10 protein-coding genes are annotated in these 13,305 nt (G+C 71.6%); 4 read left to right on the top strand and 6 right to left on the bottom strand.

The window, feature by feature from the left end:
- Nucleotides 1-157: 157 nt before the first annotated feature.
- Together AB0H93_RS23340 and AB0H93_RS23335 are read left to right on the top strand one after the other, a co-directional pair.
- Nucleotides 158-1,372 carry a DUF885 domain-containing protein gene (locus tag AB0H93_RS23340; RefSeq protein ID WP_358575152.1) on the top strand — a complete coding sequence of 405 codons (1,215 nt, stop codon included), beginning with the start codon at nt 158-160 and terminating at the stop codon, nt 1,370-1,372.
- 460 nt (nt 1,373-1,832) lie between these two features.
- Complete coding sequence (locus AB0H93_RS23335; RefSeq protein WP_358575151.1) at nt 1,833-3,209, top strand: PhoH family protein; 1,377 nt, start codon at nt 1,833-1,835, stop codon at nt 3,207-3,209.
- Between the two features lie 42 nt (nt 3,210-3,251).
- Here AB0H93_RS23335 and AB0H93_RS23330 read toward each other — a convergent pair whose 3' ends face one another.
- From AB0H93_RS23330 to AB0H93_RS23320, 3 genes are all read right to left on the bottom strand, one after another.
- Nucleotides 3,252-4,691 carry a GuaB1 family IMP dehydrogenase-related protein gene (locus AB0H93_RS23330; protein WP_358575149.1) on the bottom strand — a complete coding sequence of 480 codons (1,440 nt, stop codon included), beginning with the start codon at nt 4,689-4,691 and terminating at the stop codon, nt 3,252-3,254.
- Between the two features lie 275 nt (nt 4,692-4,966).
- Nucleotides 4,967-5,380, bottom strand: coding sequence for a DUF4288 domain-containing protein (locus tag AB0H93_RS23325; RefSeq protein ID WP_132483071.1), 414 nt, complete (start codon nt 5,378-5,380; stop codon nt 4,967-4,969).
- A 12-nt stretch (nt 5,381-5,392) separates the two neighbouring features.
- Nucleotides 5,393-6,907 (bottom strand): ATP-dependent DNA ligase, encoded by a 1,515-nt coding sequence (locus AB0H93_RS23320; protein WP_358575148.1) that lies wholly within the window; start codon nt 6,905-6,907, stop codon nt 5,393-5,395.
- Between the two features lie 139 nt (nt 6,908-7,046).
- On the opposite strand from AB0H93_RS23320, the gene AB0H93_RS23315 reads away from it, so the two are divergent.
- Entirely contained in the window at nt 7,047-8,870 is a 1,824-nt protein-coding gene (locus AB0H93_RS23315) for a VWA domain-containing protein (protein WP_358575146.1), read from the top strand.
- Between the two features lie 53 nt (nt 8,871-8,923).
- On the opposite strand, the gene AB0H93_RS23310 is transcribed toward AB0H93_RS23315, so the two are convergent.
- Nucleotides 8,924-10,318 (bottom strand): class II fumarate hydratase, encoded by a 1,395-nt coding sequence (locus AB0H93_RS23310; protein ID WP_358575144.1) that lies wholly within the window; start codon nt 10,316-10,318, stop codon nt 8,924-8,926.
- Between the two features lie 178 nt (nt 10,319-10,496).
- A complete protein-coding gene (locus AB0H93_RS23305) occupies nt 10,497-11,258 on the bottom strand; it encodes a serine protease (protein WP_358575255.1) in 762 nt (253 codons plus the stop codon).
- Between the two features lie 198 nt (nt 11,259-11,456).
- Here AB0H93_RS23305 and AB0H93_RS23300 point away from each other — a divergent pair, with 198 nt between their 5' ends.
- On the top strand, nt 11,457-12,440 hold the full coding sequence (locus AB0H93_RS23300) for an NAD(P)/FAD-dependent oxidoreductase (RefSeq protein ID WP_358575143.1): 984 nt from the start codon (nt 11,457-11,459) through the stop codon (nt 12,438-12,440).
- Nucleotides 12,441-12,517: 77 nt separating this feature from the next.
- On the opposite strand, the gene AB0H93_RS23295 is transcribed toward AB0H93_RS23300, so the two are convergent.
- Nucleotides 12,518-13,264 carry a serine protease gene (locus AB0H93_RS23295; protein ID WP_358575141.1) on the bottom strand — a complete coding sequence of 249 codons (747 nt, stop codon included), beginning with the start codon at nt 13,262-13,264 and terminating at the stop codon, nt 12,518-12,520.
- Nucleotides 13,265-13,305: the final 41 nt, after the last annotated feature.

The following is a 13,305-nucleotide window of genomic DNA, read 5'->3' as shown; positions in this document are numbered from 1 at the left end:
CCAAAGTGGAAAAACGACACCTTGTTAACACCATTGTGTGATCTTCAGGTGTCGCGACCGTCCTTTTCGTTGCGTCGGCAAATGCGCACGGTTTCGGCGGACGCGGAAACGGGGACCACCGTTCCGAGCTCGCGAGCGCGCGGCGTAGTGTCCGGATGTGGACTCCGAAGCGCTCGTGGCCGAATACGTGCTCCTCGGGCTCAGATTCGACCGGCTCGTCCAGGGATTCGTGGATTCCTACACCGGTGACCCGGCGCTGCGGCGGCGGGTGCAGAACGAGACGAGTCCCGACCCGGCCCGGCTGACCGCAGACGCGCGCAGGCTGCTCGCCGCGCTGCCGGAGTCCGGCCTGGCCGAATCGCGCCGCCGGTTCCTCGCCGCGCAGCTCACCGCGCTGGAGTGCTCCGGGCGCAAGCTGGCCGGCGAGCAGGTGCCGTTCCGGGCGGAGGTGGAGGCGTACTTCCAGGTCACGCCGGCGCTCGGCGATCAGGACGAGTACCGCGAGGCGCACCGCCTGCTGGCCGAGCTGCTGCCCGGCCGGGGCTCGATGCCCGCGCGCCTCGCCGCCGTCCGCAGCCGGGACGCGGTGCCCGCCGACCGGCTCAAGGTCTGCGTCCAGGCGCTTTCGAGCGCGCTGCGCGATCGCGTGCGCCGCCGCTTCGGCCTGCCGGTCCAGGAGGTCGTCGAGTACCAGATCGTGACCGACAAGCCCTGGAGCGGTTTCAACCACTACGTCGGCGACTACCGGTCGCGGGTGGCCGTGAACGCCGACGTCGGGCACCGGGCCGCGAACCTGCCGCAGCTCGTCGCGCACGAGTCCTACCCGGGCCACCACACCGAGCACTGCCGCAAGGAGGCCGGCCTGGCGATCCGGGACGCCCAGGCCGAGCACACGATCTTCCTGGTCAACACCCCGCAATGCCTTATGGCCGAAGGCCTCGCAGATCTGGGCCTGCAGGCGGTCGTGGGGCCGGGCTGGGGCCCGTGGGCGGCGGAGATCTTCGCGGACCTGGGCATCCGGATGGAAGGTGAGCTGTCGGAGCGGCTGGAGCTCGCGATGAGCCGCCTGCTGACGGTCCGCCAGGACGCCCTGCTGATGCTGCACGCCGACGGCGCGGACGAGGCGGAGGTTGCCGCGTACCTGCAGCGCTGGCTGCTGATGCCGGACCAGCGGGCGCGGCACCTCGTCCGGTTCATGCGCGATCCGCTGTGGCGCGCCTACACCACCACCTACGTCGAGGGCTACCGGCTGTTGCGGCGCTGGCTGGAGAACCGCCCGGCGGGCACATCGAGCGCCGATCGTTATCGCCGGTTGCTTGACGAACCGCTGGTGCCCGAGACCGTCCGGGCCGAGCTGGCGGCCCGCGTCTGAGCCGTTCACCCGGTGAAGATCACCCGAATGGCGTAGTCATGATCACGTGGCGTGCCGGATCCGCGCCGGGCCGCAGAGGTGTCCTGACCTGCTGCCGGACCCGGATCGACCTCGGCCCTGATCCGCCGGCGAATCCGTGACCTGGGCGAATCCCGTGCCATGTGAAGAAAAGTTGACCAATCGGCGAATCACCTGTGTGGCTGCCTGCCGAGACGCAATCCCGCCGGTAGCGTCGCTGATGACGGGCCGTTCCCAGTGCAAGTCCGAACGCGGCCCGTCCGGGAGGCCCTGATCGTGCCTGATGGCTGGAGCGGACGGTTACCACGTCCACCTTGGTCGCGAAGGGCCGGTGCCCGGCCCCTGCGGCCACGGCGGACTACCGGTCCGGCCGGGGCGCGACGGGGGCAGGCCCGGCCCGCCGACGAGCGGGTGTGCATGCCACGCCCGCGAGGGAGTAGCCGTGACCGCACGACGTTCCCAGCCCCAAGCGGAGATCCCAGCCCGTAGCGGCGAGTCCGCGAGCAGCGCGCAATCCGGTGACACCGAAATCCGCACCTACGTGCTGGACACCTCGGTGCTGCTGTCCGATCCGTGGGCGTTGTCCCGCTTCGCCGAGCACAACGTCGTGCTCCCGGTGGTGGTGATCGGCGAACTGGAGGGCAAACGCCACCACCCCGAACTCGGCTGGTTCGCCAGAGAAGCCCTCCGTGCCCTCGACGACCTGCGAATCCAGCACGGTCGGCTCGACGAGCCGGTTCCGGTCGGCGTGTCCGGCGGCAGCCTGCACGTCGAGTTGAACCACTCCGACCCGCAGGTGCTGCCGCCGGGGTTCCGCACGGACTCCAACGACGCCCGGATCCTGGCCTGTTCGCTGAACCTGGCCGCCGAGGGACACCGGGTCACGCTGGTGACCAAGGACATGCCGCTGCGGGTCAAGGCGGCGGCGGTCGCCCTGGACGCCGAGGAGTACCGCGCGCAGGACGTGGTGTCCTCGGGTTGGACCGGGATGGCCGACGTCGAGGTTCCGTCGGATTCGGTGGACGTCCTGTTCAAGGAAGGCCTCGCCGATCTCGACGAGGCCCGGGACCTGCCGCCGAACACCGGGGTGCGGCTGCTCTGCGGCTCGCAGAGCGCGCTGGGCCGGGTGACCGCGGACAAGCAGGTCCGGTTGGTGCGCGGCGACAGGGAGGCGTTCGGCCTGCACGGCCGCTCCGCGGAGCAGCGGATCGCCCTGGAGCTGCTGCTCGACCCGGAGGTCGGGATCGTGTCGCTGGGCGGCCGGGCCGGGACCGGAAAGTCCGCGCTCGCGTTGTGCGCGGGCCTGGAGTCGGTGCTGGAGCGGCAGCAGCACCGCAAGGTCGTGGTGTTCCGGCCGGTGTACGCGGTCGGCGGTCAGGAACTCGGCTACCTGCCGGGAACCGAGAACGAGAAGATGGCGCCGTGGGCGCAGGCGGTGTTCGACACCCTCGGCGCGCTGGCCAGCGAGAACGTGCTGGACGAGGTGATCGATCGCGGCATGCTGGAGGTCCTGCCGCTGACCCACATCCGCGGCCGGTCGCTGCACGACGCGTTCGTCATCGTCGACGAGGCGCAGTCCCTGGAACGCAACGTGCTGCTCACGGTGCTGTCCAGGCTGGGCGCGAACTCCCGGGTGGTCCTGACCCACGACGTCGCCCAGCGCGACAACCTCCGGGTGGGTCGCCACGACGGCATCGCGGCGGTGATCGAGAAGCTCAAGGGCCACCCCTTGTTCGCCCACGTGACCCTGACCCGCTCGGAGCGTTCTCCGATCGCGGCCCTGGTCACCGAACTCCTGGAAGGGGACTTCACGCCCTGATCACGAGGTGGGGCGCCGCTCGCCGAGCGGCGCCCCGCTCGATCACCAGCCGGCGGGCAGCGGCCTGCCCTCGGCGAAGCCGGCGGCGGACTGGATGCCGACCAGCGCGCGGTCGTAGAAGTCCTCCAGGCTGCGTGCGCCCGCGTAGGTGCAGGACGAGCGCAGGCCGGAGGTGATCTCGTCCAGCAGGTCCTCGACGCTCGGCCGCTGCGGGTCCAGCCGCATCCGCGAGCTGGAGATGCCCTCCTCGAACAGCGCCTTGCGGGCCTGGTCGAACGCGTTGTCGCTGCGGGTCCGGGCGGACACGGCGCGCTTCGACGCCATGCCGAAGGACTCCTTGTACGCCCGGCCGTGCTCGTCGCGCTGCAGGTCACCGGGCGATTCGTAGGTGCCCGCGAACCACGAGCCGACCATCACCGACGCCGCGCCGGCGGCCAGCGCCAACGCCACGTCGCGCGGGTGCCGGACGCCGCCGTCGGCCCAGACGTGCTTGCCGAGCCGCCGCGCCTCGGCGGCGCATTCGGCGACGGCGGAGAACTGCGGCCGGCCGACGCCGGTCATCATCCGCGTCGTGCACATCGCGCCCGGCCCGACACCGACCTTGATCACGTCGGCGCCCGCCTCGACGAGGTCGCGCACGCCGTCGGCGGTCACCACGTTCCCGGCCACCACCGGAACCCGCGGGCCGGCCGAGCGGACCGCCTGCAGCGCGGAGATCATCTTTTCCTGGTGGCCGTGCGCGGTGTCCACGACCAGCGTGTCGACCCCGGCCTCCAGCAGCGCGGACGTCTTCGCCGCGACGTCGCCGTTGACCCCGACCGCCGCCGCCACGCGCAGCCGGCCGGCGTCGTCCAGCGCCGGGGTGTAGATCTCGGCGCGCAGCGCGCCGCGGCTGGTCATGATCCCGGCCAGCCGACCGTCGGCGTCGACCGCGATCGCGACGTTGCGCGCGTGCTGGTCCAGCTGCTCGAACACCTCGCGGGGCTTGGTCTCCAGCGGCAGGACGACCGGGTGCCGGTCGGCGACCTCGCCGACCCGCGTGAACCGGTCGACGCCGGTGCAGGCCGCCTCGCCGACGACCCCGAGCGGCCGGTTGTCGTCGTCGACGACCACGACGGCACCGTGGGCGCGCTTGGGCAGGAGGTTGATGGCGTCGGCGACGGCGTCATCGGCGTGCAACACCAGCGGGGTGTCCCACACGGGGTGCCGCGCCTTGACCCAGGCGGTGATCTCGGCGACCGCGCTGGGGTCGACGTCCTGCGGCAGAACGACCAGGCCGCCGCGCCGGGCGACGGTCTCCGCCATCCGGCGGCCGGCCACGGCGGTCATGTTGGCGACCACGATCGGCAGGGTGGCGCCGGTCCCGTCGCTGGTGGCGAGGTCCACGTCGAAGCGGGACTCGACGCCGGAGCGCCGGGGCGCCAGGAAGACGTCGTCGTAGGTCAGGTCGGTGGAGGGCTGCTGCCCGTTCAAGAACTGCACGTTTCACCACCATACGGGGTCGGACGCCCCCAGTCGCCTCCCGAAGCCGGACGGCCCAATCTGTCTTCAGCCGTGCTCTGCTGGGGCGCGGAAGTACGCCGGGACCCCGGCCTCTGCGATTTCCGGGCCGGAATTCAAGATCCCCGGATTGGTTGACGGTTCTGGAGTTGATGTCCTGGCGGTTCCCATTGCCACACTCACCGTGGCTGCGTACCGAGGTACGTGGAAGTACGCCGGGACTCCCCGCCGGAGGCGGGACCCCGGCCTCTGCGTTTTCAGGCTTCTTCTTCCGTTAGGGGTTCGAAGGAGCTGTAGGCCTGGTAATTGCGGAAGAAGCGGCCGTAGAGTTCCGTGCCGTCGTCGAAGGTGGCGTCTTCGAGGGGTTTCACCTCGATGATCTGCTTCAGCTTCCAGGTGATCAGTTCGTGGTTCTCGTTCTGGTAGCTGGTCTCCTGCTGCTTGCCGTGCTCGACGGCCTTTTCCTTCGCCTCTTCTTCGGATTCCGCCTTGAGCAGCACGAAGGATTCCTCGTACAGCGGCTCGTGGTCGGCCGCGTCCGAGGTGGCCTCCAGGACCAGGACCGCGACGTAGTAGTCCAGCTCGACCGCGTCCGCCTGGAAGTCGCGCGGGCTGATGGTGCCCGGTCCGATGTTGATCGAGCCGATCTCGTCGAAGTCGTTGCCGCTCATGCCGTCAGGATCTCACCCGCCCGGCAGCATGGCGCGAACCGCCTCGATGCTGTCGGCCGACGCCGCGTCCTTGTCGGGCCGGTAACGCAGCACGCGGGCGAAGCGCAGCGCGACGCCGCCGGGGTAGCGGGTGCTGGTCTGCACGCCGTCGAGTTCGATCTCCACGACGAGTTCCGGCGCGATGTGGACGGTCCAGTCGTCGCGGTGGGACTCACGGCGCTGGAACTCCGCGGTCTGCCAGGCCAGCAGTTCGTCGGTGAGGCCCTTGAACGTCTTGCCGACCATGATCGGCGGGCCGCCGTCGGGATCCCGCGCGCCCAGGTGCAGGTTCGACAGGAAGCCGCGCCGCCGGCCGTGACCCCATTCGGCGGCGAGCACGATCAGGTCCAGGGTGTGCTCGGGCTTGACCTTCCGCCACGAGCGGCCGCGCCGTCCCGCCGCGTACGCCGAGTCCAGCGCCTTGACCATGACGCCTTCGTGCCCGGCGTCCAGCGCCTCGTCGAACAGCGCGGCCGCGCGATCCGCCGACGGCGACAGGGCCGCGGGGATCCGGTGCTGCGGCGCGACCCGTTCCAGCGCGTCGAGGCGCTGCCGCAGCGGCAGGTCGAGCAGGTCTTCGCCGTCGAGGTGCAGGCAGTCGAAGAAGTACGGGTGCAGCAGGAGATCGCGCGAGTTCTGGGCGCCGAACCGGCCCATCGTTTCCTGGAACGGCCTGGGGCGCCCGGCGTCGTCGAGCGCGAGCGTCTCACCGTCCAGCACCACCGGCCGGCAGTTCAGGCCGCGCACCAGCTCGACGAGTTCGGGCACGTTGCCGGTGATCTCGCGCAGCGTCCGGGTGTAGACGTGCACGTCCTCGCCGTCGCGGTGCACCTGGATGCGCGCACCGTCCAATTTGTACTCGACGCTGACCTCGCCGAGTTCGTCGAGCGCGGCGTCCAGGGTTTCCGCGGGCGAGGCCAGCATCGGCCGGACGGGCCGCCCCACCTCCAGGCGGAACTCGGCGAGCGCCGGTTCGCCGCCGCGCAGCGCGGCCTCGGCGGTCGCGGGCAGCCGGCCGGAGAGCATGAACGCCCGCCGCACCGCCTCGGTCGGCACCCCGGCCGCGGCGGCGATGGCCTCGATCATCACGCCCTCCAGCGCACCCTGCCGGAGCTCGCCGCCGAGGAGCCGCACCAGGAACTCCTGCTCGTCGGCGGGTGCCTTGCCGAGCAGCCCGGACAGCGCCTCGGTCCGGCGCTGACCGGAGCCGGCGCCACTGATCAGCCGCACCGCGCTGATCGCCGAGTCGACATCGATGATCGTCAGGGTGGGCTCGGGAGCCGGTTCGACGTCGAGCGCGGCCAGCGTGGACCAGCCGACGCCGGCCCGTCCGCCGGGCAGCTCACCGGCCAGCAACGCCGCCGCCGGGCGGACCTCCTCGGCGTCGAGCCGCGCGAGCAGCCCGGCGATCGCGGCGGTCTTCGCCTTGCGGGAACGCGTCGCCGAGACCTCGCGCGAGGTCGTCACCACATCCGCGAGCAGCACCATGCGCCCATGGTGCGCACGACCCCCGACAGCGCGCACCCGCGTCGCGGCGGACAGGCCCGTCCAGATCGGCTGGAACCCGATGTCCGCCATGTTCGTCCGAACGGGTGGTCGGGCCCCGACGAGCGAAGAGGTGGTCGCATTGCGCGGACTGGGAGTGCTGTGCGCGGCAGCGGTGGCCGCCGTTCCGCTGCTGCCGGCGACGGCGGTCGCGCAGGAGGCACCGCGGCCGGCGCCGGTGATGGTGTCGCTGGACGCCTCCGGGTCGATGACCGAGCAGCTCCCGACCGGCGGCACCCGGATGGACGCCGCCAAGCACGCGCTGAACTCCCTGGTCGACGGCCTGCCCGCGGACACTCAGCTGGGCCTGCAGGTCTACGGGACGCAGACCGGCAGCAGCGACGCCGAGAAGGCGCGGGGCTGCCAGGACATCGTCACCGCCCAGCCGGTCGGCCCGTTGAACGCCGCCGAGCTGAAGCGGAAGGTCGACGGGATCCGGCCGTCCGGGTACACGCCGATCGGGCAGGCGCTGCGCGCGGCGGCCGAAGCGTTGCCGAAGGAAGGTCCGCGCGCCATCGTGCTGATCTCCGACGGCCTCGACACGTGCGCGCCGCCGGACCCGTGCGAGGTCGCGAAGGAGCTCGACGCCGCCGGTGTGGACCTCAGCGTGCACACCGTGGGCTACCAGGTGGACGACCAAGCGCGGCAACAGCTTTCGTGCATCGCCGAAGCCACCGGCGGCACCTACACCGACACCGACGCGGGCACGCTGGAGCAGAAGCTGCCGACCGTGGTCGAGAGCGCCCGGCGCAGCTACGAGGTGCGGGGCACGCCGGTGACCGGCACCCCGTCACCGGGCAATGCGCCGGAGGTCCGCGCGGGCCAGTACGTCGACACCATCGCGCCGGCCGAGATCAAGCACTACCGCGTGAAAGTGCCGCAGGGCTTCACCGTGCACTTCGCGGGCAGTGCGATCGTCCCCAACGACGAGACCTCCGGCGCGCCGGACATCACGGCCAAGATCATGGACTGGAACGGCGAGACCTGCGCTCGTGGCTGGGAAGGCGTCGCCCTGTGGCGGGCGCACCTCACCGCGGCCGCGGAGTGGACCCAGGGCCAGGGCAAGGACTGCAAGGGTGCCGAAGAGGTCGTGCTGAGCCTCGAACGCTCCAACGACGCCGGGCGGACCACCGGCAAGCCCTGGAAGACCGAGTTGCTGATCGTCCTGGAGCCACCGGTGACCGGGAACGCGGGACCGCTCGGCGACCCGACCGCCGTGCCGTTCGCCGCACCGGGCGGCGCGGAGCAGCCGGTGACCGGCGGCGGGAGCTTCAACGACGCGCTGGAACTGCCCGGCAGCGGGGTCTACCTGGACACCCTGCACACCGGCGAGATGGCGACCTACAAGGTCAGGCTGAACTGGGGCGAGTCCCTGGCGGTCATGACCACCGCCGACAGCAACGCGGTCGACGGCGCGGCGGAACTGACCACCTCGGTGTTCGACTCGACGCGGACCCGCGACGACTCGTGGGAGAAGACCATCTTCCTGGCCCACGAGACCGAGACGTCGGAGGCGATCACCACTCCGCGGGTGCTCTACAACAACCGCACCACGAAGACCAAGGCCGATCACCTGCCGTCGGTGGCGGGCTGGTACTACATCACGCTCGAAGGCTCCAGCAGCCGGGAGCAGGGCGACATGCCGATCAGGCTCGCGGTCAGCAAGGTCGGCCAGCCGGCCGCCGGTCCGCAGTACGCGCAGGTCGGCAACCTGCCGGCGGCGCCGATCGCGGATGCCGGTGAGCCGGTCGGCGGTTCCGGGCTGGCGTCGCTGGAGGAGCAGGATTCCTCCGGCGTGCCGGTGTGGGCCTGGGCGGCGATCGCCGCCGTCGTGGTCCTCGGCGGCGGTGGCGCGGCGACGCTGATCCTGTTGCGGCGCAAGCAAAGCACGACGCCGCAGCAGTGATGCGGCCGTGAGCGGTCCGGGGCGCCCCGAACCGCTCACGGCTCACGACGAGATCAGCCGCCGTTGGCCATGCGGAGGACGTCGAGGGCTTCGTCCAGCTGCTCCAGGGTGAGCTTGCCCCCGTCGACGTGACCGCGTTCCAGGACCACCTCGCGGATCGTCTTGCGCTCCTTGAGCGCCTGCTTGGCGACCGCGGCCGCCTCCTCGTAGCCGATGTAGCGGTTCAGCGGCGTGACGATCGACGGCGAACCCTCGGCGTAGGCCCGGGCCTGCTCGACGTTGACCTGCACGCCCGCGAACACCTTGTCGGCCAGCAGCCGCGACACCGCGGCCAGCAGCCGCGCCGACTCCAGCACGTTGCGCGCGATCACCGGCAGCATCACGTTGAGCTGGAAGTTGCCCTGCGAACCGGCGAACGCCACCGCCGCGTCGTTGCCGATCACCTGCGCCACCACCTGCAGGGTGGCCTCCGGGATCACCGGGTTGACCTTGCCCGGCATGATCGACGAGCCCGGCTGCAGGTCCGGCAGCGCCAGCTCGGCCAGCCCGGTGCGCGGGCCGGAGCCCAGCCAGCGCAGGTCGTTGGCGATCTTGGTGAGGCTGACCGCGACGGTGCGCAGGTCGCCGGAGATCTCCACCACCGAGTCCTGCGCGGCCTGCGCCTCGAAGTGGTCGCGGGCCTCGGTCAGCGGCAGCCCGGTGACCTCCGCCAGCTCCGCGGCGACCGCGGCGCCGAACCCGGCCGGGGCGTTGAGGCCCGACCCGACGGCGGTGCCGCCGATCGCCAGCTCGCCGAGCCGCGGCAGGCCGCCCCGCAGCCGCTCGATCCCGTAGCGCACCTGCGAGGCCCACGCGCCGGCCTCCTGGGCCAGCGTGATCGGCACCGCGTCCATCAGGTGGGTGCGGCCGGACTTGACGATCTCGGTCCACTCCGCGGCGCGGCCCTCGATGGTCGTCGCGAGGTGGTCCAGCGCCGGGATGACGTCGGTGAGCACCGCCTCGGTGGCCGCGACGTGGATGGTCGTCGGGAACGTGTCGTTGGACGACTGCGAGGCGTTGACGTGGTCGTTGGGGTGCACGTCGCGGCCGAGCCGCCGGGACGCCAGGGTGGCGATGACCTCGTTGGCGTTCATGTTCGACGACGTGCCGGAGCCGGTCTGGAACACGTCGATCGGGAAGTGCGCGTCGTGGGCGCCCTCGGCGACCTCGTCGGCCGCGGCGGCGATGGCCTCGGCCACGTCGGCGTCCAGCACCCCGAGCCGGCCGTTGACGCGGGCCGCGGCGGCCTTCAGCAGGCCGAGCGCGCGGATCTGGGACCGTTCCAGGCCCCGGCCGGAGATCGGGAAGTTCTCGACGGCTCGCTGCGTCTGCGCGCGGTACAGGGCGTCGACGGGAACCCGCACCTCGCCCATCGTGTCGTGCTCGATCCGGTAATCCTGTTCAGCCATACCGAAAGTGTCCCGCTGGAAGGGCCTCCCGGTCAGCGTGGCCCGCCCCACTCGGCGGCCGATCTGTGGCCCGGAGCACCCGAACGTCCTCACTGGACCGATGAAGGTGCCGCATCTCGCAGCGCCGGGAAAGCACGAAGGGCACCTTCGAGGAAGGTGCCCTTCGCGTCGGAGAAGATCAGCCGATGGTGGCGGCGATCCAGTCCTTGTAGGCCGTCGCGTCGGTGTAGATCGACGGGGCTGTGCCGCAGACCGGGATCAGGCTGCCGAGGCGGCTGGTGACGCCGGTCAGCTTCCAGTCGCCGGGCTGGCCTTCGAGCTGCGGGCCGCCGGAGTCGCCGAAGCAGGCGTTGGCGAGCAGCTCGTTGCTGCCGGTGCAGATCTCGGTCGCGCCGTCGACCCCGCTCAGCGAGCACTGGCCGTCGGGGACGACCTTGGTCTCCAGCTCCTGCAGCTGCGCGGGCGGCTGGCCGCAGCCGCGGACCGGGCAGGTCACGCCCCAGCCGATGATGCGCGACGCGGTGCCGTCCGGGCCGGAGGCGTCGGCGATCTCGACGGGCGTCTGCGACACGGCGCGGTCCAGCTTCAGCAGCGCGATGTCGCCGTTGGGGTTCTTGGTGGCGTAGTCCGGGTGCACCACGATCTCGGCGACGCCGGCCTCGGTGCCGCCGGTGGTGTGGTCCTGGCTGCCGATCCGCAGGCCGAGGTCGGCGGGGGTGACGTCCTGCACGCAGTGCGCGGCGGTGAGCACCCACTGCTGGTCGATCAGGGAAGCCCCGCAGCTGTGGTTCCCGGCGCGCTGCAGCGACGCCATCCAGTCGTACTGCTCGGTCGCGTCGTGGCCGCCGACGATCAGCGCGCCCGGATCGTCCGCGGCGCTCGCGGTGGCGGGCAGCAGCCCGGTGCCCAGCGCGACGGCCGCGAGGCCGGCGAGCAGCATGGATTTCCTCTTCACGGGCAGTCCTCCCCGACGTGATCCCCTTTTTCGGTGAACGTAAGGGCGGGTCCGCCGAACGGGTACCGCCAACTGCGGAAGCGAGTTCGGCGTTCTGGTGCAGCGCTCGCCGTGATGCGGACATCACGGCGGAGATCCGGCTAGCCTGGGTGTGTCCACACGGTCGACGACGAGGTGGTGGGCATGACCGCGGTGTCGCATGAGGTCGATCTGCTGATCGTGGGCGCGGGTCCGACCGGTTTGTTCGCCGCCTACTACGCGGGATTCCGCGGGTTGTCGGTGGCGGTGGTCGACGCGCTGCCCGAGCCCGGCGGCCAGGTGACCGCGATGTATCCGGAGAAGATGATCTTCGACGTGGCCGGGTTCCCCGAGGTGCGCGGCCGCGATCTGGTTGCCGCGCTGGTGAAGCAGGCCGGTCAATACGACCCGGACTACCTGCTCGGCAGGCCCGCGACCGAGATGTCCGATGTGGATGGTGGGCTGCTCGTCGGGGTCGGCGGGGGAGAGGCGGTGCGCGCCGGCGCGGTGCTGGTCACCGCCGGGATCGGCGAGTTCACCCCGCGCCCGCTGCCCGTCGGCGGCGACTGGGTCGGTCGCGGCGTCGTGCACTTCATCCCGGAGCTGTCCGTGCACAGTGGACACGACGTGGTGGTGGTCGGCGGCGGCGATTCCGCGTTCGACTGGGCGCTGGCCCTGCACCCGGTGGCCCGCAGCGTGACCCTGGTGCACCGCCGGACCCGGTTCCGCGCGCATCCGGGCCTGGTCGCCAAGGTCGAGGACCTGGGCGTCCCGCTGATCACCCCGGCGGAGGTCGCGGAGGTCCGCGGCGACGACACCGGCGTGCGCGAGGTGGAGGTCGAGCTCGGCGACGGGCAGCGCCGGGTGCTGCCGGCGCAGACGGTGGTGGCCGCGCTGGGCTTCACCGCCGACCTGGGGCCGATCGAGGAGTGGGGCCTGGCGCTGGAGAAGCGCGCGATCCTGGTCGACAGCGCGATGCGGACCAGCCGGTCGCGGGTGTACGCGGCGGGCGACGTCGCGGCGTACCCGGGCAAGGTCAAGCTGATCGCCACCGGCTTCGGCGAGGCGGCCACGGCGGTCAACAACATCGCCGTGGAGCTCAACCCGGACGCCCACCTGTTCCCCGGCCACTCCTCGAACATGGGCTGACGAACACCAGGGCACGGCGCGGAATCGCGCCGTGCCCTGGTGAGTTCTCGGGTGGGGCGGTGCCACCCGAAGCCGGCTCAGCCGCCGGTGTTCTGGTTGACCCAGTCCGCGTAGGCGACGACGTCGGTGTAGATCGACGGGCCGGTGGCGCAGGTCGAGTCGCCGTTGCCGGACCGGCTGGTCGCGCCGATCAGCTCCCAGCTGCCCGGCGTGCCCTTGATCTGCGGGCCGCCCGAGTCGCCGTAGCAGGCGCCCGAGTTGCCGTTCGGGTTGTCGGTGCAGATCTCGCCCTGCCCGTCGATGCCCTGGCAGCCGGAGTCGTCGACGACCTGGGTGTCCAGCTCCTGCAGCACCTGCGGGGCCGGGCCGCAGCCGGGCTCGCCGCAGGTCTGGCCCCAGCCGATGATCCGCGTCGCGGTGCCCGCCGGGCCGGAGTCGGCGGCGATCTTGATCGGGGTGGCCTGCAGCTGGCGGTCGAGCTGCAGCACGGCGATGTCGCCGGAGGGGTGCGTCTGCACGTTGGTCACGTTGGCCTCTTCGCCACCGCTGGTGTGGTCGTTGCTGCCGACCCGGACGGTGAACTGGCCGCCGCCCTGCACGCAGTGCGCGGCGGTGACCACCCAGTCGGGCTTGATCAGCGAGCCGCCACAACCGTGCTGGCCCTGCTGCTGCAGCGACACCATGAACGAGTACTCCTCGGTGGCGTCGTGGCCGCCGACGATGTACGGGTTGACGTCGCTGGGTGCCGCCACCGCGGGCAGACCGAGTGCACCGATCGCGCCGACCGCGGTGATGGCTCCGATCAGAACCGAACGCTTCCGCATGTCCGTCGAATCCTCCCGTGTGTCCGGCACCACTGGCCGGG

It is taken from the genome of Saccharopolyspora sp. NPDC050642 (genome assembly GCF_040654735.1).
Lineage (GTDB): Bacteria > Actinomycetota > Actinomycetes > Mycobacteriales > Pseudonocardiaceae > Saccharopolyspora > Saccharopolyspora elongata.
The sequence above is the reverse complement of the archived record's forward strand: the minus strand, read 5'-3'. Positions and strand labels throughout refer to the sequence as shown.